The following is a 21,200-nucleotide window of genomic DNA, read 5'->3' as shown; positions in this document are numbered from 1 at the left end:
CTTATTAAGCAAAGGATTGAGGCTGGGTGAATTTAACTTCTATGCTTTTTGAGCACGGGCAAAGAACATGCGACTGCCAATTTTGGGAATACCGGCTGCATCAAAATAATGCTGTTCTTTAAAGCGGAAATTCGCATCTAACAGTGCTTGTTCAATATTACGGTTGAGATGACAACCATCAGCCAAACGCTTTTGAATTGGAGTGAGTAAATTCTGTAAATGCTTAAGCGTATTGTTGTCCTGATACTGAACATGCTCAACCAAATGCAAAGTACCGGTCGGTTTCAGCACACGGTGCAACTCATTTAAAGCCTGTGGTAAATGTTCAATACTGCATAAAGTCCAGGTACTGACAATGTGCTCGATGCTGTTATCCGCAAAAGGCAGCTTTTCTGCACTCGCCTGAACATGCTGGACATGTATCGCACTTTCATGCACACGCTTGCTTGCCAGTTGATAAATATCTGGATTCGGTTCGAGTGCATATAGCGTATCGACATTTTGATAAAAAGGCAGATTCACTCCGGTACCAAAGCCAATTTCTAAGACTTCGCCTGAAATCGGTAACAGTAATTCTCGACGTTGCTCCATCAGGCTAGGCGTTTGCATCACTTGATTGAGTAAATGCGGGAAAATATGCTGTTGATAAAATTTATAAATCATCGATCGCTTAATTTTTCTTGATATGTATTTAGCTTAATGGATATTTCAGTCAATTAATAAGACAAAAAAGTGACTGAATATATCTATATTGTTACCAAGTCCATATGGTGATTTAAGTTTCATGACTTAAGATAAAAGTTGAAAATAAAGAAATTCGTTTTGAGGTATGCAGATGACTAGACAATTATTATTCAGTGCTTTACTTGCAACTTGCATGTTACAAGTGAGCGCCAGCGCATCTGTCGATCATAATATTTCCAAAGGTTTAGCGCCTGTTTCTAAAGACCAGTCGATTAAAAAGCTGCAAACTTTTAAAGGTGATTTTCGTATTTTAGGATCGAAAATTTATACCAGTGATGAGCAGGCCAAATTTTCGCCGATTGATTATGCTGTGAGCTGGGGCTTATTTGCTGAACCTCAAATTGCACGACATATATCCGTCAATCAATATGACCGTTATCTAAATTGGAAGATCGATCGTTTGCCTGTGCCGAAAGAACAAGCCATGCAGATGGTGTCGAATATGCACATCATTCCTGCAAATCCGCACATTGCCAAGAAAATTAAAAATGTAAAACGTGGTGATCTGGTGCGTTTAAAAGGTGAATTGGTTGAAATTAAAGATAAAGATTTAGTCTGGACTTCATCATTAACTCCAACCGATACCGGCGATGGCGCATGCGAATTATTCCGCGTCAGTTCAATTGAATGGATTGAAAAAGTAAAAGGTTAATTCTTTTTTAAATCCCTCCCGGCCTCCCTTTTAAAAAGGGAGGAGTAAAAAGCCTACTTTATTAAAGTGGGCTTTTTATATTCTAAGACTTATATAGAAACTTATTTTACAGTTAAAGCCTGACCTTTAAACTGAATGCCATCCCAACCATTTTGCATAAACTGGCGAATATTTTGGTGATCCGTTGACTCTGGTGTCGCTAACACCGCAGCATAATGTTCCGCGAATAAACTTAAAGTTTGCGCCAGATCTAAACTATTCAGTTGAGCAAAAGAAAACACTTTTGCACTGCCTTGATTTTCAGTGGCAGCATTGGCTTGTTGGCCATTTTTAAATGCGGTTGGTACGTGATTATAACGTGCTTCAATATACGCAATCACATCTGCAAATTTCGCTTCGCCTGCTTGAAGTTGTGCCAATAAATCTTGAGCCATAATTTTCATCAATCCATAAAAATAGTGAATTTAACCGCAAGACTATAACAATTTTTACATGTTTTATTCAGCATTATTTCTTTGTAAAAAATACAGATTCATGCAAAAGTATGGGCTTAATCATGACAAGGTTGTGGATAAAAGACATGTTGTACACGACCTGTATTGGACGAAATAAATGAGCTGGTTATTGGTGGCGATGGGTGGGGCGATTGGCGCAAGTTTGCGTTATGGCGTAGGGGTATTTTTGCTTAAACCGACAAGCGTGTTCCCATGGACAACATGGTGGGTGAATATCTCTGGCTGTTTGCTCGCCGGTATTTTCTTTGCCTATAGCCAAAAATTTCCGAGCTTGCAAAATGAAGCGCGCCTGTTTTTGATGGTCGGTATTTTAGGGGGCTTTACTACATTTTCCAGTTTTGGTTTAGAAACCTTTCAGCTATTAAAACATGGTCAGACCACACTCGCTTTGGGTTATGTGATTTCAAGTGTGATTATGGGTGTAATATTTTTGGCATTGGGTTTTTATCTATTTCAATGGTTATTACACAGCAAATAAAACCTGAATACTGTTTGAGCTAAAAAATACAATAGATAAAAAAGAAGCCCAAGCCGGAGGAGAGTGCTTGGGCTTTTCAAGTTTTAAGACTAACATTGAAATCTTAAAATAATATGAAGTTAATGTGAGCGTTTGAAACGCGCAAAACGTTTATTGAAACTTGCCACGCGACCTTCATTACTCGCTTGACGTTGCTCACCTGTATAAAACGGATGGGATGCACTTGAGACATCTAAAGTCACATAAGGATAGTCCTGACCTTGATAGTTTTTAGTTTGCTGGGTTTGCAAGGTACTGCCAATAATGAAATAGGCATCCGCATTGGTGTCATGGAACAGCACTTCACGATATTCTGGATGGGTATTAGCGCGCATGATGGACTCCAAAATTATTGTTAATGAAGATATGTTATAACATAACAATTGATTTAGCAAATAAAACCCAAATCAGAAACTGCATTTGGGTTTTATTAATTAATAGTTTATTGACGCGGTGGCACTAGTTCATCAAACAAGTCATTGAGATTGTCATGCATTTTTAAATGAATCATGTTCCAGTAATGACCTGAAACGGTACGATTTACCATCAATGTCTCGGGCGAAGGCTTAAATACATCCCAATATTTGAGTGAAGGTTTGAGCAGTTCCATGCCATCATGATGTGCTGAATTTTCTTCAAAATCATACATGGTGGTGAGGGGACGCATCAGGACTTCTAACCATTGATTATAGAGTTCAGCCGGGAATTTCCCTTGTTCTGAAATGGCATGCAAAGCATCCAGCTGTTGTTCCATCTCGACAATATTGCCTTCACGGGCAGACTGCACCAAATGTTTAAAGTGCTGCACAGTTGCACTGGATAATGTTTTTACACCGCCGTAATCGTAAATAATCACCGTGCCATCTTCACGGAAAGCAAAATTGCCCGGATGCGGGTCGCAATGGAAGCGTTTTAAATAGAAAATCTCTTGCCCAATGGCACGGAATAAACGGCGCCCTAATTCATTACGGGTTTCTTGTGACCAGGTGCTGGCAGTTTCAATACTTTCACCCTGTTCTAGGCTCAGGGTTAAAATGTGTCGTGAAGAATAGTCTTTATAAACTTGCGGAATAATAATTTTATTGTCTAGGGTTTTATGGAATGTACGCGCGACTTCTAAATTTTGCGCTTCAATCTCATAATTCAATTCATTGTCTAAACTTTCCTGAATTTCCTTGAACAGTCGATCTTGTAATTTACGATCGACTTTCAGCACACCCATTAAACGTAAAGCCAAACGCACTTGTTTCAGATCACTTTCGCAAGCTTCATCGACCCCCGGATATTGCACTTTAACCACAACTTGCTGCCCATTCGGCAGAAAAGCTTTATGCACTTGTCCAATAGAAGCTGCGGCAAAAGGCTGTTGATCGAAGTGCTTAAAGATTTGATTGAGCGGTTTACCCAGTTCTTTTTCGACTTGAGCTTTAATTTCAGCAAAAGGCATCGCAGGGGCTTGGCGCTGTAACTTGCTAATGGCACGAGCCACTTCAGGTGGAAAGATGTCTTTATATTGTGAAGCAATTTGCCCCACTTTCATGACCGCACCCTTCATTTCCCCAAGGGTATCCGCAATTTGTAGACCTATATCTTGAAAAAGTTTACTGCGCGAGGCATTTTTTTGTTCTTCATCGGCATTAAAATTTTTGATCTTATTTGAGACGGTTTTAGTTGCAATGCTCGCCGTCATACTGGCAAGTTTCATAAAGCGACGACCGGGTGTGCTAGCCGTTTTTGCCATGCGATATTCCTCAAGATCATCAAAGATGTGTTTCAATGATCATAGGCTTTAAACTCGATATTGCCTACTTTAAATTGTTAAAAGCTGCATTTTTACTGTTCGATTTTAAAAATTAAAAGTATTTTTTGCAGCTTAAATGAATGAAGTGATTGTGATTGTTTTTTATTCAGCTTATTGTTCATCTCATTCCTTTTTCATGAGAAAAGGAATGAGATCGAGATATTTAAGCAGTTTTGATCCGGTGATTAATTCGATATAAACGGGTCAATAACAGCACACAGGCAACAGTTAAACCCACAATCAAACCGACCCATACACCAGCCGCTTTCATTTCTGTAAAGCGTGCCAAGTAGACTCCAACAGGGAAGGCAATCACCCAATAGGCGATCATGGTAATCCACATTGGACCTTTGGTATCTTGCATACCACGTAGACAGCCTGCTGCACTGACTTGCCATGCATCCATCAACTGATAGGCAATCGCGAATAACAACAGATACATCGCCACTTGTGCCACCTCATAATCTGAAGTGTAAATCGAAACAATTTCAGGACGGAAGAACCAGATCAATGCCATGGTGGCGATTGCTAAAACCGTGCCGGTCAGTAATCCCAGATACTGAACTTTGCGCATCGCCAGCCAGTTTTTTTCACCATAATAAGTCCCGATACGAATGGTGAGTGCAATCGCGAGCGACATCGGAATCATAAATAACTGTGAAGTTACAGAAATGGCAATCTGGTGTGCTGCAACCAGGGTTTCGCCCAAAGGACTTAAAACAATCGCTGCGGTACTGAAAATACTGACTTCAAAAAAGATCGCTAAACCAATCGGGAAGCCGAGCTGTAAAATACGTTTTACCCAATACGGATCAATTTTTTCCCATGCGGCAAAGACTTGGGTTTTACGGTAAGCCTTGCCTTTAAACACATACATCGCCAAAGCAATAAACATCAGCCATTGTAAAATAGCTGTGGCAAAACCACAGCCGGCACTGCCTAGTTCAGGAATAGGACCTAAGCCATACATAAAAATAAAGTTCAGTGGAACCAGTGCAACCAATGCGCCCAGACTAATTGCTGTGACGGGGCGTGGATAGCCCAGTGCTTCAGAGTAGCCGCGTAGCGCTGCATACATGGTGACTGCCGGCATGCCCAAACCAATGGCATGCAAGAACAAGCTTGCTTTAGGCAATAACGCTTCAGGTACGCCCAAAACAGGCAATAAGAACGGCATGACTTGTAAAATCAGTGCGGCAATAATCCCTAAAATAAAGGCAACCCAGAGCGACTGTCGTGCAATGGTGGTAATTTTTTCAGGGGTGCGTGCACCATTGGCTTCGGCAACCAGAGGTGTGGTGGCAATCATGATTCCACTGAATAACAGCATCACTGGAATCCACAAACCCACCCCGACTGCAATGGCAGCAAGGTCAGTTGGGGAAAGATGCCCCGCCATAATGGTATCAATCAGACCCAAACCTGCTTGGGAAAATTGAGTCACCAAAATTGGAATCATCAAATGGAAGAGTTGTTTTAATTCATAACGGGTCGTTGTAAGCGACGAGACATTAGACACAAAAATTACTCATCATGTGCTTAGAATAATGAGGTGTTAGCGTTGTAAAGTGAGAAGCACACCAATAAAAATCACTACGCCACCGAATAGACGTTGCCAATTGATCGCTGTTTTTTCAGTACCCAATAAACCAAAATGATCTAAAAACATTGAGGTGACGACTTGACCAAAAACAATTAATCCTGAAAGTGTCAAAAAACCAAGTTTGGGCGCGGTATAAATGCTGAAGCTAATCGCATAGACCCCTAAAAAACCACCCAGCCACATAAACCACGGCAGTTGAGCCAAAGTTGTAAGATTAGGTTTATCAACGTTTTGAAAAAACACCAACACAGCGAGCACTATTGTACCAACCAAAAAGGAGAAAAGGGCAGCTTGCAGAGGCGAATGTAGAGATTCTCTTAACTGGCTATTAATTGCAGTTTGAAAAGTCATGGCAATACCAATACCCATGGCTAAGGGCATCAGCAAGAGTAACTGGGCTGATATTTTCATCATATTAAGCATTTATTCTTGTTGAGTTTTTCTTAGTCTAAAACAATAACACGGAGAATTTCTCAGAGTCTTGATGCAGTCATGTTAAAATATTCATCTTCCTATTTTGTTGTTTTGAGCTTATTCCTTGGCTGATTTAAATCCTGCACTTGTTCCATTGTCTTTATATATTCACATGCCGTGGTGTGTGCGGAAGTGTCCGTATTGCGACTTTAATTCGCATGCAGTACCGGATGGAAAATTGTCTTTAGATTTAGAGCAGCAATATTTACAGGCTTTGGTTGAAGACTTCAAAACCCAGCTCGATTTTGCTCAAGGTCGCCAGATTCATAGTGTCTTTATTGGTGGCGGGACACCCTCGTTAATTTCTGCCAAAGGTTATGTTTGGCTGTTCGAGCAACTGAAAAGTATTATTCCGTTTGAAGATGGTTGTGAAATTACTTTGGAAGCCAATCCGGGAACAGTGGAACATGATCCCTTTGCAGGTTATTTAGATGCAGGGATTAACCGTCTTTCCATTGGTGTGCAAAGTTTTAATACGGATCACCTAAAAAAATTAGGTCGTATTCACAGCAATGATGATGCGATCAATGCCATTCATTTAGCCCGCGATGCAGGTTTTGAACGAATCAATGTGGATTTAATGCATGGCTTACCTGAACAGACTTTAGAGCAGGCTTTACTGGATTTAAAACTGGCGGTAGAAAATGGCGCAACGCATGTGTCATGGTATCAATTGACCATTGAACCTAATACGGTATTTTTCCGTACCCAACCTATTTTACCCGTTGAAGATGTGTTGGAAGATATTCAGGAACAGGGCGAGGCTTATTTAAAGGCTCAAGGTTTTGTGAATTATGAAGTATCGGCGTGGCGTAAGGAAAAGCCTTCTGCCCATAATTTAAATTACTGGCAGTTTGGCGATTATCTGGCGATTGGCGCAGGTGCACACGGTAAAGTTACCCAACCTGATGGAGTTTATCGTTTCCAGAAAACCCGTTTACCAAAAGACTATTTAGCTAAAGTGCCGGCAGAGCATCTTCAATTTAAAAAGATTGAAGATGAAGACATGCCGTTTGAATTTATGATGAATGCACTACGTTTAAATAATGGCGTAGAAGCAAAACTTTATCACGAGCGTACAAGTTTAAACTTAGCTGATTTAGATGAACTTTTAAACTCATTACGTACACGTAAGTTGATGGTTGAAGATCAAACCCGTCTGTCTTGTACAGAGCAAGGGCATGTGTTTTTAAATTCGGTATTGGAAGAGTTTCTTTAAGAATGAAGGTGAAACTTTAAAACTTTGGATACAGGGTGAAGTCATCCGCAACTGTTTGAGGTATGAGGTGCATTGCACCGCAAGATTAAAAGTTTAATGTTTCTGAGAAGAACAGAATAATTAGACGGTATTTGACGAGTTTTGCGATGAGAACATTTGAAACATGTTTCAAGTGTTCGTAAGGTGGTTTTGTTCTTGTGCAGCAGCTTTGCTGCTCATGACGAAACTAAAGTAATGAATGAGCTTCAACTATAAAATGACGTGAAGTAGCGGTTCACAGCGGAGTCCTACTATTTGTACATCGTATAAAATGAGTTCGTTTTGTTCTTTTTAAAAAGAACCCAAAACTTTCGCCATTCACAAAACCTGTTCTGCTTCTTTAATTGACCTATTCCCTCGCAAAAACATTATTTTAAAATTTAGAGCAGGTTGTGAATGGCACTTACGCGTATCTATTTAATGAAATAAAAGATATTGGATAAAAATCGAATTCTTGATCACTCATGGATTGTGAATTTGAAATTCTAAGTTTAATAAAAATAGTGACTTAGCGCTCTTTTTATTAACGGTGTTTTGGTGGAATCGGTGGCAATTTGGGGTGCGGACCATTGTCATGGTGCTTATTTTTTAAAGCAACCTTTGTGATATTTAATTTATGTCTAAATGCTGAAGTACTTAAAATATTTCTGAAGGATGAGCCGATTGAAAATATTCAGCTTTTATCAAATTTATTTTTTATGTATTAATTTTCATTCGATAAATACGGCCTAAGAATTGTCCAGTATTTCCTATGGTATATAAAATATAGAGCTGATGGTTTTGACTATCTACCGTTAGACCTTCTGGCTCCCAATACTGGATGGCATGATTGGATAAGGAATCAAAATGACCCAGTGTCACATGATCCATTTTTTGAATCATTTTGCCGGTTAAGTCATAAACATAAATTCTTTTAGGGCCTTTGTTTTTATTTCCACTTAACAGATACACATAGGTTCCATCGGTGCTCAGGCCTTGAAATGCAGATTTGTCATGAGTGAAGCCTGAATCAATAGGCCATTCATCTTCATACAAGAAACGAATATCCGTTAAGTTTTTTTTGGTGATGAGATCTAATTTAAAAACACGGATGACATTCATTTTATGGTTATTGCCTCGCACCAGCAGATATTTTCCATCTGGTGTGATTGAAGGCATGCTGTTGGTAATCTTGCTATATCGTTTATCAAATACCTGAATGATCTGGGTATTAGTAGGCGCAGCATTGGGCATATATTGAAATTTGAGAATATACCAACCTCTATTGGGAATGCCGGCTCCTGCAGAAGCAAAAATAAAGTCACTGTGTGGATCGACTGAAATACCTTGATGACCAATAAGGGAGGAGGGTTTTTGCGCATCTTGCGCAGACCATAAATTGGAGTGGTGCAACTTAAATCTATTAATCACGCCTTGTTCAGGTTGACCCTCGACATGCGTGGTGTACAAAAGCTCGTGCCTGTGATCAAGCGCTAATCCTTGAAGAATATGATAATTGCCCAGTCCTGTTCTGATCAGTGTAATCGGCTGGGCAGCATCACCCAAGTTGGCAGGATCAGAAGAATCAAAATTTTGCTCAAGATGATGGGTATTTAGAGGGGCAGTTGCACTATAAGTCTGATAAAAGCGACTCAGAAACGAAAATAATTTTTTCATCTAAAAGGCCACCGGGTTGATTTTTTATTATTCTATGCTTTTGGAAATTGAGCTTGCATTGAGATTATTGTAGCGTATAAAAAAGAGCGCCAAAGCGCTCTTTTATTTTGACTCAAACTTTACAGCTTAGTAGTCAAAACTAAAGTGTTCAGGTGCTAAAGAAATCATGGTTTTCGATGGATTCACCATAGCTTCGGCATGACCTTGAGTACGAGGCAATATACGCTCAAAGTAGAAATCGGCAACTTTGATTTTTGCTTTATAGAATTCAGGCGTTTCTGCGCCGTTACCCGATTCTAATTTTTCAGAAGCGACAGCAGCTTGTTGCGCCCAATAGTAAGCCATCATCGCATAACCAGAGAACATCAAGAAATCTACAGAAGCTGAAGAAACGATGTCACGGTCTTTACGTGCTGCAAGCATGATGCGTACGGTTAAAGCGTTCCATTGTGCACAAATCTTGGTTAAGTCCCATGCAAAACGGCGCATGTATTTGTTGCGTGCATGACGACCGCAGAAACGTAAGATTTCAGCAGTATAGTCACGAACTACTTTACCTTTAGAAGAAAGCAGAACTTTACGACCAATCAGGTCGAGTGCCTGAACACCCGTTGTACCTTCGTACAGGGTCGCAATACGTGCATCACGTACAATTTGTTCCATGCCATGTTCTTTAATATAACCATGACCACCGAACACTTGCATACCGTGATTAGCCGCTTCAAGACCCAATTCAGTCAAGAAGCCTTTCAAGATTGGAGTGTAGAAACCAAGTTTGTCATCATATTCTTCAAACTTCGCTTGGTCGCCTTGAGTCAGCGCATCGGTCATTTTGTCCGCAAGCTGCGCAGCATGATAAATCATGGCACGACCACCTTCCGCAATGGCTTTTTGCGTCAGCAGCATACGGCGCACATCTGCATGGTGAATGATCGCATCTGCCACTTGTTCAGGGTCTTTCTTGCCTGATAGCGCACGCATAGACATACGCTCTTTGGCATAAGGTAATGCCCCTTGGAAAGACAATTCTGCATGTGCAATACCTTGAACCGCTGTACCAATACGTGCAGTGTTCATAAAGGTAAACATGGCATGTAAACCTTTGTGCGGTTCACCAATCAGGTAACCTGTCGCAGCATCAAAGTTTAATACGGCTGTTGCTGAAGCACGGATCCCCATTTTGTGTTCGATTGAACCACAAGTCACAGGATTGCGTTCACCCACGCCACCCTCTGCCGTTGGGATAAATTTCGGTACGATAAACAGCGAAATACCACGGGTACCTGCAGGTGCATCTGGAAGGCGAGCCAGCACAATATGGACAATATTTTCAGTCAGGTCATGTTCACCTGCAGAGATGAAGATTTTGGTCCCGGTGATTTTATAGGTACCATCAGCTTGCGGTTCAGCTTTAGATTTTACCTGACCCAAGTCAGTACCACATTGTGGTTCAGTCAAGCACATAGTGCCCGACCAGGTTCCCGCAGTTAAATGCGGCATGTAGGTATTTTTTTGTTCTTCAGTCCCGAACTGCATGATGGTATTCATACAGCCCATGCTCAAACCTGGATACATGGTGAATGACCAGTTTGCAGTACCCATCATTTCAGATTTGATCAGGTTAAGCGACATCGGCAAGCCTTGACCACCAAATTCTTCAGGATAAGACAGACCTTGCCAGCCACCTTGCACGAATTGGGCATAGGCTTCTTTAAAGCCTTTTGGTGTTTTAACTTCGCCATTTTCAAAATGACAGCCTTCTTCATCACCAGACTGGTTTAAAGGAGAGAGTACGTTTTCACAAAAATCTGCTGCCCCTTCAAGAATCATGTCTACAGTGTCAGGATCGGCAGCTTCGCCATTTGATAAAGTTTTGTAATGTTCTGGGTAATCAAAAACTTCATTCATTAAAAAGCGAATGTCGTGTAAAGGAGCTTTATAAGTTGGCATAATGTTAATCCTAATTTAGAAATAGTTTTGGATTATCCGAATCGATAGTTTGATTATTCACATTGTTCATCAAAATACATTGATGGTGTAGCCTGGGAAAAATGTCAGAAAGGCGAATTATAAGTGGATGAATTTAGCTATTAATGTAACTGATTATATTGTTGGGTTTACATTTTTAATGTATTTCATGCAAAAAAATATTGTAAATAATAATTAAATTAGAGAGTTAGTGTCTGTCTTAAGTTTTCGATAGCTGAATATTTTAATCATTTTAATGAGCTTTAATGAATGAATCATGATGTCATAAAAGCCAGTTTAAAGACATTTTTTTTTGTGGGTAATATTGAAAAGAAGCAAGGGTTTACTTCTTTTCAATCGCTTTATTTCAAACTGTTAAAGAAAATCTTTCAGGGCTGGCTTTATACCGTTCCAGATTGAGAATGACTCAATCGCTTGGCCCACCAGCATGCCATAACCTTCTGAGGTCGGAATGCCACGAGCTTTGGCTTGATCCAAAAAGCTCGATGGTTTGCCATAGGCCATTTCATAGGCATATTTAAATTGTAAAGATTCAGGTAAAACCAGAGCATCGCCACTTAGGCTGGCAGATGTCGCATTAATCACAAGATCAAATTCACCCGCCAAATCATCTAAAGAGATTGCAGCAAGTGTTGCTTGGGGAACGGCATCTTTTAAATCGTCAACCAGTTGTTCGGCACGGGCAAGAGTACGGTTGGCAATTACGATTTTTTTCACGCCAGCCTGAATCAGAGGATAGATCACACCACGTGTTGCACCACCTGCACCAATAATCAAAATATCGGTATTGTCCAGGTTCCAATCCAGGGCTTTAATCGCATCCACTAAGCCTTGACCATCGGTGTTATCACCATGCAGCTTGCCATCTTGCATCCACAACGTATTTACCGCTTTGGCAATTTTGGCACGTTCCGTCAGGACTTGACACTGTGCAAACGCTTGTTCTTTAAAAGGCACGGTCACGTTCATGCCGATGCCACCCTCGGCAAAGAACGCCTTGATATTGGCTTCAAAACCATCAAGAGGCGCAAGACGCTTGCTGTAATTCAGGTCAATCCCTGTTTTTTTGGCAAAAGCATGATGAAGTTCTGGCGAACGTGACTGTTCGATTGGATGACCAACCACCGCGAATTGTTTGCTCATTTCACAAAGTCCATGTGCGGAAATGGCATTCAATATACGTGATTTTTAAACAAGGCTAAAGGCAGAAGAAGGGAAAAAATGAAAAGTTAAGCAGGCATAAAAAGTAATTTAGTGAGGTTCAGAGAATTAAAGCGGATTGAAATAATATTAAGGATTACAGATTTCGTGAACCATATCTTCTAGCCACATTGCTGCGGTAAAAAACAAGGCAAACCCTGCAAAGACACTAAATGTAATCGATAAACTATCAGAAAGGCTATTGTCTGATGAGAATGTGATGGCGATGGAACATAGGATTAGGGTGAAAATGAACCAAAATAGAATCACCTTGTGATTTAAAATTTTATCTAACATTGTAGGTTTCCTAAAGCACGATTTTTTTAATTGATATGTGCTTTTTAAATATGTGTGAATAGTAAATTGAATTTCTTAGTATAAACGATTTTGTAAAATCTACAGAGTCTAGTGCTGTAAGGAAATATGTCAGTAGAATTATTATAAGTAAAATATGATGAATTTTTTATGACATGAAAATATTGATTTAAATTTTTTTATTGTTCTAAGCATCTAATTTTATGTACAAATAAAATTATGAATATAAAAAATCCCTTCATCCAAAATGGAAAAAGGGATTAAAGATTTTAAATATATTTTTAATTATTGAAGTTCAGCTAACCAATCCTGTGGTTTTAAATAATAGTCAGTTAAGCGTTTTTCAGCAGAATTTTCTTCCCATTCCGGACGATATGACCAAGCTGCAAGTGGCGGCATACTGACTAAAATCGATTCAATACGACCGCCGGTTTGTAGACCAAACAAGGTGCCACGGTCATAAACCAAATTATATTCCACATAACGACCACGACGGTAGAGCTGGAAATCACGTTGCGCTTTGGTATAAGGCTGATTTTGATGGCGCTGGAAAATTGGCAAGATCGCTTCCAAATAACCATTACCGACTGCTTGAATGTATTTAAAACAGGTTTCAAAGTCCCACTGATTTAAATCGTCAAAGAACAATCCACCCACGCCACGTTGTTCATCACGATGTTTTAAATAGAAGTAGTCATCACACCATTTTTTGTGTTCCGCATAAATCGCGTCACCAAATGGCGCACAAAGATCATGGGCTTTTTGGTGCCAGGCCAATACATCTTGATCATCCGGATAGAAGGGGGTTAAGTCAAAACCGCCTCCAAACCACCATACTGGATCTTGTCCTTCAGGCTCTGCCACAAACAAACGCACGTTGGCATGTGAAGTTGGAACATTGGGGTTCTTTGGATGAATCACCAAAGATACACCCATGGCCTGCGCTTTCGCACCGGCAATTTGTGGATGACGTTCAGTTGCAGACGCCGGTAATTTTGAAATATTGATGTGAGAAAACATCACACCACCTTTTTCAATCACGGTGCCATTTTGCAAAACACGTGAACGGCCGCCACCACCTTCCGGGCGTTCCCAATCATCAATCTCAAAATGAGCAGTGCCACCGCTCTCTAATTCTCGTTGTTCTAAACCTGCACAAATACGTGCCTGTAAATCGAGGAGAAATTCGCGAACGCGTTGAATATCAGCGGAATTAGGATGCTGCATCAGAACCCTCATGGGGAAAGATAGAGAATGCATACATCAAAACATAAAATCATAAAAAAATTAAGGGATTTTTACCAATTGATCTCATTGGGAAAAGCAGTGATGCTTTTTTAAAACGGAAAATGAATTCAAGATATTCCGACTAAAAGGCTGGGTTGAATTCATGGATCAAGCTCAGCACAATAAGGAAAAGCCGACCGTTCATCTTAGGTCAGCGTGGTTAATTCAAATGGGGCAATCTTGATGTCAAAGCCGGCAAGTTCGTTAATTCAAAAATATAATGTTCCGGGGCCGCGCTATACCAGTTATCCGACGGTGCCATATTGGCAAGAGGAGTTGTTTTCTTTACAGCTTTGGAAAGAAACATTAAAACGATCTTTTGATGAATCCAATCAAAGCGAGGGGATCAGTTTATATATTCATCTGCCATTTTGTGAAAATTTATGCACCTTCTGCGGCTGTCATAAACGGGTCACCAAACGCCATGAGGTGGAACAGCCTTATATACAGGCAGTGCTGAAAGAGTGGGATTTATATTGCCAGTTGTTGCAAGACAAACCGGTCATCAAGGAAATTCACTTGGGCGGGGGAACGCCGACGTTTTTTTCAGTACAACATTTACAACAACTGATTCAAGGCATTCTGTCTAAAGCCGAAATTGCACCCCAGCACGAATTTAGCTTTGAAGGACATCCTAACAATACGACCAAAGAGCATTTACAAGCCCTGCATGATTTGGGCTTTCGTCGTGTTAGTTATGGGGTGCAAGACTATAACGAAAAAGTGCAAAAAGCTATTCACCGTATTCAACCTTATGAAAATGTGCAACGTGTGACTGAGTGGGCACGTGAAATAGGCTATGAGTCGATTTCACATGATCTGGTGTTTGGTTTGCCGTTCCAGAATCTGGAAGATGTGCTGAATACCATCGACCAGACCAACCGTTTAATGCCTGACCGTTTGGCCTTTTATAGCTATGCACATGTGCCCTGGATTAAGGGCAATGGTCAGCGTGGTTTTAAAGATGGCGATGTACCCAAAGATGAGTTGAAGCGCCAATGCTATGAGGAGGGTAAAAAGAAATTACTTGCACATGGCTATCATGAAATTGGCATGGATCATTTTGCCTTGGAAAAAGATGGTATGTATCAGTCTTTTCAGCAAGGGACTTTGCATCGTAATTTTATGGGCTATACCGCGTCAAAAACGCAAGTGATGATTGGCTTGGGCATTTCATCGATTAGCGACAGCTGGTACAGTTTTGCCCAGAATGAAAAGAAACTGGAAGACTATTACGCACGTTTAGAAAATAATGAAATTCCGGTGTATCGAGGGCATGTGCTCAACACAGAAGATTTAATGATTCGTAAACATATCCTGAACTTGATGTGTACGTTTACAACTTCATGGTTGGATGCTGAGATGCAATTTCATGAAATTGATGAAGTATTGATGCAACTTGAAGAAATGCAGCAGGATGAACTGATTAAAATCGAAAACCGGTCGGTCACGATTTTAGAAAAAGGCAAACCCTTTGTACGCAATATCTGTATGGCGTTTGATTTGCACTTAAAGCGTAAAAAGCCTGAAAACCGGATTTTCTCGATGACGATTTAATGTTATTTAATCCCTCCAACCTCCCTTTAAAAAAGGGAGGCTTTTTCCCCTCTTTTTCAAAGAGGGGTGAGGGGAGATTTTATAAAAAAGATTTTTTAAAAATCGCCTTTTTTATACATATGCGCCATACGTTCATGTTTGGTTTTTAGATATTCTGCATTGAACGGATTTAAGCCCACGGTGAGGGGAACACGATCTACCACATCAATCCCCAGTTCTTCTAATGCTGCAATTTTTGAAGGATTGTTGGTTACCAGTTTGACCTGTTTGATCTTTAAATGATCAAGCATGATCGTGCACATGTCATAACGTCGTGCATCTGCAGGTAAATTCAACATCAGATTGGCATCCACGGTATCATGTCCCTGATCTTGCAGGGCATAGGCGCGAATTTTATTGGTCAGTCCAATGCCACGACCTTCCTGGCGCAAGTATAAAATCACGCCTTGACCGACTTCATTAATGAGTTTCATGGTGGCCTGGAGTTGTGGTCCACAATCACATTTCAGTGAGGCAAAGGCATCACCAGTTAAACATTCGGAGTGAATACGCACCAGTACCGGATCGGTCGGTGGGGTATCGAGTCCTTTAGAAAGTGCGACATGTTCTTCACCGGTTTGAGGGTCTTGAAATACAGTGATTTTAAATTCACCAAAAGCGGTTGGTAATCTTGAAGTTGCGACAAATTCTATAGGCACTGCTTAACCCGTCAAATAGTTCATTAATTGGCTAAAGTATAGCGTAATGCTTGGACATTGGTAGAATTGCTATGATGAAATTATGCAGAAGATTTTCTTTTTTGTATAAAGCGAACGATAATGGTTGATAAATAGTAAGATTATTCAGGATAATCTCGCTCATGAACAAACACCCAGTATAGAGATCTACCTCTAAACTGCATCGCTAGAAATGTGGCTGATTTAAAGGTGATACAATTCGACACTTGCTTGTGCTCGAATAACCCATTTACCTAGCTTAGGATTTGCCAGGCTTTAGAAGGCTTTGCCATTTATGTTGTATACAGAAATACCGACTCATCGCCCTGTAACACCGTTGCTGGATGTGATTGATCATCCGCAACAATTAAGATTGCTCGAGCGCAGCCAATTAGAAAAAGTGGCGGATGAGTTACGTCAGTACATTTTGTATGCAGCAGGACAAAGTGGCGGGCATTTTGGTGCCAATCTGGGTGTGATCGAACTGACGGTGGCTTTGCACTATTGTTTTAATACCCCGCATGACCGCCTTATTTGGGATGTCGGTCATCAGGCTTACCCGCATAAAGCTTTAACGGGTCGCCGTGAGCAATTGATCACCATTCGCGCCAAAGATGGCTTGGCAGCTTTCCCATCCCGTGAAGAATCAGTTTTTGATACTTTTGGGGTAGGCCATTCATCAACAGCAATTTCAGCTGGACTGGGTATGGCACTGGCACGTCGTTATCAAAAAGACCCCTGCGAAGTGGTTTCGATTATCGGTGATGGCGCAATGACCGCAGGTATGGCTTTTGAAGCCATGAATGATGCGGTGGCACACAATGCTGATTTAATCGTGGTGCTGAATGATAATGACATGTCTATTTCATGCAGTACCGGCGGTTTTGCCAAACACCTGGCTGCCATTTGGGAACGTGGTCATTCGGTGAATGTGTCCGATGAGGGTGATGCTTATATTCAGCCGCATCCTGCATGGACTTATAATTCTCGTTTGCATAGTGCAGCAACAGATGCTGCAGACAACTTATTTAAAGCCATTGGTTTTGACTACTTTGGTCCTTTCGATGGTCATGATGTCAATCAACTGGTACAAGTCTTTGATGCACTCAAAAAACGTAAAGGTCCACGTTTAATTCATGTCTATACCAAAAAAGGTAAAGGCTTTGCACCTGCGGAAGCCGATCAAATTAAATATCATGCAATCAGCAAAATAAATTCAACGCCTGCCGTAAATACAGCCCCTAAATATTCGGATGTGTTTGGACAGTGGCTATGTGACGAAGCAGCACAGGATGATCGCTTACTCGCAATTACACCGGCAATGTGTGAAGGCTCGGGTATGGTAAAGTTCGCCAAGCAGTTCCCTGAGCGCTTTTTTGATGTCGCAATTGCTGAACAACATGCTGTGACTTTGGCTGCCGGTATGGCATGTGAAGGTTTAAAACCAGTTGTTGCCATTTATTCGACCTTCTTGCAACGTGGTTATGATCAACTGATTCATGATGTTGCCTTGCAAAATCTGGATGTGACCTTTGGCATCGACCGTGCCGGTTTGGTGGGTGAAGATGGCCCAACTCATGCCGGTGCTTATGACTATGCTTTTATGCGTACTGTACCAAATATGGTAATTATGGCGCCTAAAGACGAAAATGAATGTCGCCAGATGTTACATACAGCTTATCAATACAATGGTCCTGCGGCTGTGCGTTATTCGCGTGGTAATGGTGTCGGTGTTGAAATACAACAACAATTGACTGCTTTAGAGATTGGTAAAGCGGAAATTGTGGCCAGTTTTAATGAACAGCAAGATGAACAAATTAGTATTCTGGCATTTGGCAGTCGTGTAACGGTTGCGATTGAAGCAGCACAAGCATTGGCACAAGTACATGATGTGGGCGTTCGTGTCGTCAACATGCGCTTTGTGAAACCTTTAGATGAACAGATGATTGCAGCACTTGCGAGCACCACCAGTTTATTTGTGACGGTTGAAGAACATGCGGTTATGGCAGGTGCGGGTAGTGCAGTAAATGAATATCTGGCTCAAGCACAAATTGTTAAACCGACTTTAAATTTAGGCTTGCCTGATATTTTCATGCATCAAGCTTCACATGCACAAATGTTGCAACAGGCTGGACTTGATGCCAAAGGCATTGAAAAATCGATTGAATTAGCCTGGCTAAAGCTTGTGCAAACCGTTTCATCATGATGAATTAAATTTTAGAAACATTTTTTCCCCTAAAAGCCCTCATATTTGCTAAAATGTGCGGGCTTTTATGCATTATTCTTTATCAGTTTCTTTAAATTTGTAGTGGGTGTTCAATGGAACCTATGGTGGTTATGGCTGCGCGTGCGGCTCAATTAGTTGGTCAAGAGCTTTTAAAAGCGCATCAAAATCGTCATAAACTCGATCTACAAGTCGAAGAAAAAGGGATTGATGGTCCAGTAACGCGTGTAGATCGTTATTTGGAACAGTTGACTATCGATACTCTACGTAAAAGCTATAAAAACCACAGCTTCCTTGGTGAAGAGTTTGGTATGCAAGAAGGTCAAGGTCACGACGCTGATTGGTGTTGGGTGATCGATCCTTTGGACGGTACTTTAAACTTCATTAACGGTTTTCCACATTTCTGTATCTCAATTGCAGTTCAACATAAAGGCGTAACTCAACACGGTGTTATTTATGACCCTGTGAAAGACGAGCTTTTCTCTGCAAGTCGTGGCCGCGGTGCCATGATGAATCAACGTCGTATTCGCGTAAATATTAAAGACAGCCTAGACAAGACGTTCTTGGCTGTAGGTCATGCTTACCGTAATAAACGTAACGGTGAAGTGGTTTCTTATGCGAAAAACCATTTTGATTCATTATTAAACGTGACTGAAGCGGGTGCACAATTCCGTCGTTCAGGTTCTGCTGCGTTAGATTTGGCTTATGTTGCTGCCGGTCGTTTTGATGGTTACTTCGAACTTGGTTTGAAACCTTGGGACATCGCTGCAGGCGAGTTACTCGTAAAAGAAGCAGGTGGTACTGTAGTGGATGCACGTGGTGGTGCCGATTCTATGGACAATGGTCAAGTAATTGCTTGCTCTATGAAAATGCTAAAACCTTTAATGCAAGCTGTCGTTCCAGCTTGGGGTGAAGCCGCAAAGTAATACCGATTTAATCGAGTGATATGACAAAGAAAAGCTCTCCATGTGAGGGCTTTTTTATTGTCAGGCAAAGTTGATATTCATCTTTAACGCTGGTTTTGATCGCGTTTAAAGAGACTTTATTAAAAAAGGTATGATTACTGAGAAATTTACGATTAAAAAATAAACAAAATTGAGTTGTAAAATAGACTGTTACTGAAAAAAACAGTACCAATGCATAATTCAATCGAAAAAAATGATTACTTTTTAAAATTATTCTGTTATTATGCCGCCACGCACTTAAATTTCCGTTCTTTACCTGAACATTATCTTCTAATCATTGTATGCGCGTCCTGTCCATAGAGAGGACATATCCTTCGCGCCCCAATCGCTTAAGCGATTCCTTCAGGTTTGCGGCCGTAATCATATACGTGCGTTATATCCACATCGACGTTATTCGGATCGCTGCTGAATCCTTATTTTTTCAGCTCTATTTGCTGTGCCGCTTTTTGCCGATGTCCATATTGTAATTTATTAAATGGAGCACCCACTTCAGGGTGAACACTCTCTATGAGCAAAACTTTTGCTGATTTTTCCCTCGATGAGTCTTTAACACTAGCGATCGAAGGTTTAGGCTTTACTACGCCAACTCCTGTACAAGAACAAGCAATTCCAGCTGCACTTGAAGGTAAAGACCTTCTTGTATCAAGCCAAACAGGTTCTGGTAAAACTGCTGCATTCTTGTTACCTACTTTAAATGGTTTAGCAAATCAAGATTCGCTTATCTCATTTAAAGACCGCATGAAAGCGGTTACTCAACCGAATATCCTTGTGATTTCTCCTACTCGTGAATTAGCACAACAAGTATGCCAAGATGCGATTGCATTGGTTCGTCATATGAAAGGTGTTCGTGTTGCTGCGATCATGGGTGGTATGCCTTTCGGTAAACAAATTCAACAATTAAAAGGTGCACAAGTTGTAGTTGCGACTCCAGGTCGTTTACTTGATCTTGTAAACCGTCGTCAACTTAAACTTGACATGGTTGACGCGTTAATCGTCGACGAAGCTGACCGTATGCTTGACTTGGGTTTCTCTGAAGACCTAGAAGCAATTGGTGAATTAGCCGCTAACCGTAAACAAACGTTAATGTTCTCTGCAACTTTTGCACCGCGTATCATTACGCTTGCAGAACGCATGATGAATGATCCTATGCGTATTGCGATCGAAACTGGTCACTCTACAAATACAGACATCACTCAAACATTGCATTGGACTGATGGCTTTGAACACAAGAAAAAATTGCTTACTCACTGGTTATCTGATGAATCAGTAGATCAAGCAGTTGTGTTTGCAAGCACTCAAGAAGATACAGACATGCTGGCTGAAGAACTTGCTGAAGCAGGTCTATCAGTTGTAGCACTTCATGGTGCTATGCCACAGACTGTTCGTAACCGTCGTTTACGCAGCATCCGTGAAGGTCGTGCAAAAATCCTTGTTGCTACAGACGTAGCGGCGCGTGGTCTTGACGTACCAACAATTTCACACGTAATCAACTTCGGTTTACCGATGAAAAACGAAGACTATGTACACCGTATCGGTCGTACAGGTCGTGCCGGTCGTACAGGTAATGCAATTACTTTGGCGACTTACCGTGAACGCGGTAAAATCCGTGCGCTTGAAGACTTCCTAGATGCACGTTTGAACGTGTCTGAAATTGAAGGTCTTGAGCCATCTCCACCTCCTGCACGCGGTGCTCGTGATGGCGGCGGTCGTGATGGCGGTGGTCGTGG

The 21,200-nt window shown here is 41.0% G+C and carries 19 protein-coding genes; 7 read left to right on the top strand and 12 right to left on the bottom strand.

The genetic code is table 11. From position 1 onward, the window contains the following. Positions 1 to 39 precede the first annotated feature (39 nt). Positions 40 to 663, bottom strand: coding sequence for a class I SAM-dependent methyltransferase (locus B9T23_RS11320; protein WP_086194159.1), 624 nt, complete (start codon positions 661 to 663; stop codon positions 40 to 42). A 172-nt stretch (positions 664 to 835) separates the two neighbouring features. On the opposite strand from B9T23_RS11320, the gene B9T23_RS11315 reads away from it, so the two are divergent. Then, complete coding sequence (locus B9T23_RS11315) at positions 836 to 1,396, top strand: hypothetical protein (protein ID WP_086194158.1); 561 nt, start codon at positions 836 to 838, stop codon at positions 1,394 to 1,396. Positions 1,397 to 1,497: 101 nt separating this feature from the next. Here B9T23_RS11315 and B9T23_RS11310 read toward each other — a convergent pair whose 3' ends face one another. Next, positions 1,498 to 1,830 carry a HopJ type III effector protein gene (locus B9T23_RS11310; RefSeq protein WP_086194227.1) on the bottom strand — a complete coding sequence of 111 codons (333 nt, stop codon included), beginning with the start codon at positions 1,828 to 1,830 and terminating at the stop codon, positions 1,498 to 1,500. A gap of 178 nt (positions 1,831 to 2,008) precedes the next feature. On the opposite strand from B9T23_RS11310, the gene crcB reads away from it, so the two are divergent. Then, on the top strand, positions 2,009 to 2,389 hold the full coding sequence (gene crcB, locus B9T23_RS11305) for a fluoride efflux transporter CrcB (RefSeq protein WP_086194157.1): 381 nt from the start codon (positions 2,009 to 2,011) through the stop codon (positions 2,387 to 2,389). A 119-nt stretch (positions 2,390 to 2,508) separates the two neighbouring features. On the opposite strand, the gene B9T23_RS11300 is transcribed toward crcB, so the two are convergent. The 4 genes from B9T23_RS11300 to B9T23_RS11285 form a co-directional block, all read right to left on the bottom strand. Then, the gene (locus tag B9T23_RS11300; RefSeq protein WP_086194156.1) at positions 2,509 to 2,763 is read right to left on the bottom strand and encodes a type B 50S ribosomal protein L31; all 255 of its coding nucleotides are present in this window, start codon (positions 2,761 to 2,763) and stop codon (positions 2,509 to 2,511) included. 107 nt (positions 2,764 to 2,870) lie between these two features. Then, positions 2,871 to 4,169 carry an ABC1 kinase family protein gene (locus B9T23_RS11295; protein WP_086194155.1) on the bottom strand — a complete coding sequence of 433 codons (1,299 nt, stop codon included), beginning with the start codon at positions 4,167 to 4,169 and terminating at the stop codon, positions 2,871 to 2,873. 223 nt (positions 4,170 to 4,392) lie between these two features. Further along, complete coding sequence (locus tag B9T23_RS11290; RefSeq protein WP_086194154.1) at positions 4,393 to 5,748, bottom strand: MATE family efflux transporter; 1,356 nt, start codon at positions 5,746 to 5,748, stop codon at positions 4,393 to 4,395. A gap of 36 nt (positions 5,749 to 5,784) precedes the next feature. Continuing rightward, on the bottom strand, positions 5,785 to 6,246 hold the full coding sequence (locus tag B9T23_RS11285; RefSeq protein ID WP_086194153.1) for a DMT family transporter: 462 nt from the start codon (positions 6,244 to 6,246) through the stop codon (positions 5,785 to 5,787). Between the two features lie 124 nt (positions 6,247 to 6,370). Here B9T23_RS11285 and hemW point away from each other — a divergent pair, with 124 nt between their 5' ends. After that, a complete protein-coding gene (gene hemW / locus B9T23_RS11280) occupies positions 6,371 to 7,525 on the top strand; it encodes a radical SAM family heme chaperone HemW (protein ID WP_086194152.1) in 1,155 nt (384 codons plus the stop codon). Between the two features lie 735 nt (positions 7,526 to 8,260). Here hemW and B9T23_RS11275 read toward each other — a convergent pair. The 5 genes from B9T23_RS11275 to hemF all read right to left on the bottom strand — a co-directional run bounded on the left by B9T23_RS11275 (position 8,261) and on the right by hemF (position 13,951). Further along, the gene (locus tag B9T23_RS11275; RefSeq protein ID WP_086194151.1) at positions 8,261 to 9,220 is read right to left on the bottom strand and encodes a phage baseplate protein; all 960 of its coding nucleotides are present in this window, start codon (positions 9,218 to 9,220) and stop codon (positions 8,261 to 8,263) included. A gap of 126 nt (positions 9,221 to 9,346) precedes the next feature. Further along, on the bottom strand, positions 9,347 to 11,170 hold the full coding sequence (locus B9T23_RS11270) for an acyl-CoA dehydrogenase C-terminal domain-containing protein (protein WP_086194150.1): 1,824 nt from the start codon (positions 11,168 to 11,170) through the stop codon (positions 9,347 to 9,349). Positions 11,171 to 11,563: 393 nt separating this feature from the next. Beyond that, positions 11,564 to 12,352, bottom strand: coding sequence for a shikimate dehydrogenase (gene aroE / locus B9T23_RS11265; RefSeq protein ID WP_086194149.1), 789 nt, complete (start codon positions 12,350 to 12,352; stop codon positions 11,564 to 11,566). Positions 12,353 to 12,499: 147 nt separating this feature from the next. Continuing rightward, positions 12,500 to 12,706 carry a hypothetical protein gene (locus B9T23_RS11260; protein WP_086194148.1) on the bottom strand — a complete coding sequence of 69 codons (207 nt, stop codon included), beginning with the start codon at positions 12,704 to 12,706 and terminating at the stop codon, positions 12,500 to 12,502. A gap of 303 nt (positions 12,707 to 13,009) precedes the next feature. Beyond that, positions 13,010 to 13,951 (bottom strand): oxygen-dependent coproporphyrinogen oxidase, encoded by a 942-nt coding sequence (gene hemF / locus B9T23_RS11255; protein WP_086194147.1) that lies wholly within the window; start codon positions 13,949 to 13,951, stop codon positions 13,010 to 13,012. A 243-nt stretch (positions 13,952 to 14,194) separates the two neighbouring features. Between hemF and hemN the strand changes: the two genes are divergently transcribed. After that, positions 14,195 to 15,568: an oxygen-independent coproporphyrinogen III oxidase gene (hemN, locus tag B9T23_RS11250; protein WP_086194146.1), complete on the top strand. Its 1,374-nt coding sequence runs from the start codon at positions 14,195 to 14,197 to the stop codon at positions 15,566 to 15,568. A 95-nt stretch (positions 15,569 to 15,663) separates the two neighbouring features. Here hemN and ribA read toward each other — a convergent pair whose 3' ends face one another. Then, entirely contained in the window at positions 15,664 to 16,266 is a 603-nt protein-coding gene (ribA, locus tag B9T23_RS11245; RefSeq protein WP_086194145.1) for a GTP cyclohydrolase II, read from the bottom strand. 313 nt (positions 16,267 to 16,579) lie between these two features. On the opposite strand from ribA, the gene dxs reads away from it, so the two are divergent. From dxs to B9T23_RS11230, 3 genes are all read left to right on the top strand, one after another. Beyond that, positions 16,580 to 18,490 carry a 1-deoxy-D-xylulose-5-phosphate synthase gene (gene dxs / locus B9T23_RS11240; RefSeq protein ID WP_086194144.1) on the top strand — a complete coding sequence of 637 codons (1,911 nt, stop codon included), beginning with the start codon at positions 16,580 to 16,582 and terminating at the stop codon, positions 18,488 to 18,490. Between the two features lie 113 nt (positions 18,491 to 18,603). Beyond that, positions 18,604 to 19,434: an inositol monophosphatase family protein gene (locus tag B9T23_RS11235; RefSeq protein WP_067726701.1), complete on the top strand. Its 831-nt coding sequence runs from the start codon at positions 18,604 to 18,606 to the stop codon at positions 19,432 to 19,434. A 546-nt stretch (positions 19,435 to 19,980) separates the two neighbouring features. Beyond that, positions 19,981 to 21,200: DEAD/DEAH box helicase (locus B9T23_RS11230; protein ID WP_143222521.1), on the top strand; the 1,220-nt coding region annotated here is incomplete at its 3' end.

This window comes from Acinetobacter terrae, assembly GCF_002135195.1.
GTDB lineage: Bacteria > Pseudomonadota > Gammaproteobacteria > Pseudomonadales > Moraxellaceae > Acinetobacter > Acinetobacter terrae.
The sequence above is the reverse complement of the archived record's forward strand: the minus strand, read 5'-3'. Positions and strand labels throughout refer to the sequence as shown.

Coding starts and splice junctions, on each gene's coding strand:
- B9T23_RS11275 (WP_086194151.1), bottom strand. CDS start 9,220: ATGAAAAAATTATTTTCGTTTCTGAGTCGCTTTTATCAGACTTATAGT.
- B9T23_RS11295 (WP_086194155.1), bottom strand. CDS start 4,169: ATGGCAAAAACGGCTAGCACACCCGGTCGTCGCTTTATGAAACTTGCC.
- crcB (WP_086194157.1), top strand. CDS start 2,009: ATGAGCTGGTTATTGGTGGCGATGGGTGGGGCGATTGGCGCAAGTTTG.
- B9T23_RS11310 (WP_086194227.1), bottom strand. CDS start 1,830: ATGGCTCAAGATTTATTGGCACAACTTCAAGCAGGCGAAGCGAAATTT.
- B9T23_RS11270 (WP_086194150.1), bottom strand. CDS start 11,170: ATGCCAACTTATAAAGCTCCTTTACACGACATTCGCTTTTTAATGAAT.
- aroE (WP_086194149.1), bottom strand. CDS start 12,352: ATGAGCAAACAATTCGCGGTGGTTGGTCATCCAATCGAACAGTCACGT.
- dxs (WP_086194144.1), top strand. CDS start 16,580: ATGTTGTATACAGAAATACCGACTCATCGCCCTGTAACACCGTTGCTG.
- B9T23_RS11300 (WP_086194156.1), bottom strand. CDS start 2,763: ATGCGCGCTAATACCCATCCAGAATATCGTGAAGTGCTGTTCCATGAC.
- hemF (WP_086194147.1), bottom strand. CDS start 13,951: ATGCAGCATCCTAATTCCGCTGATATTCAACGCGTTCGCGAATTTCTC.
- B9T23_RS11235 (WP_067726701.1), top strand. CDS start 18,604: ATGGAACCTATGGTGGTTATGGCTGCGCGTGCGGCTCAATTAGTTGGT.
- B9T23_RS11315 (WP_086194158.1), top strand. CDS start 836: ATGACTAGACAATTATTATTCAGTGCTTTACTTGCAACTTGCATGTTA.
- B9T23_RS11320 (WP_086194159.1), bottom strand. CDS start 663: ATGATTTATAAATTTTATCAACAGCATATTTTCCCGCATTTACTCAAT.
- B9T23_RS11285 (WP_086194153.1), bottom strand. CDS start 6,246: ATGATGAAAATATCAGCCCAGTTACTCTTGCTGATGCCCTTAGCCATG.
- hemN (WP_086194146.1), top strand. CDS start 14,195: ATGTCAAAGCCGGCAAGTTCGTTAATTCAAAAATATAATGTTCCGGGG.
- B9T23_RS11260 (WP_086194148.1), bottom strand. CDS start 12,706: ATGTTAGATAAAATTTTAAATCACAAGGTGATTCTATTTTGGTTCATT.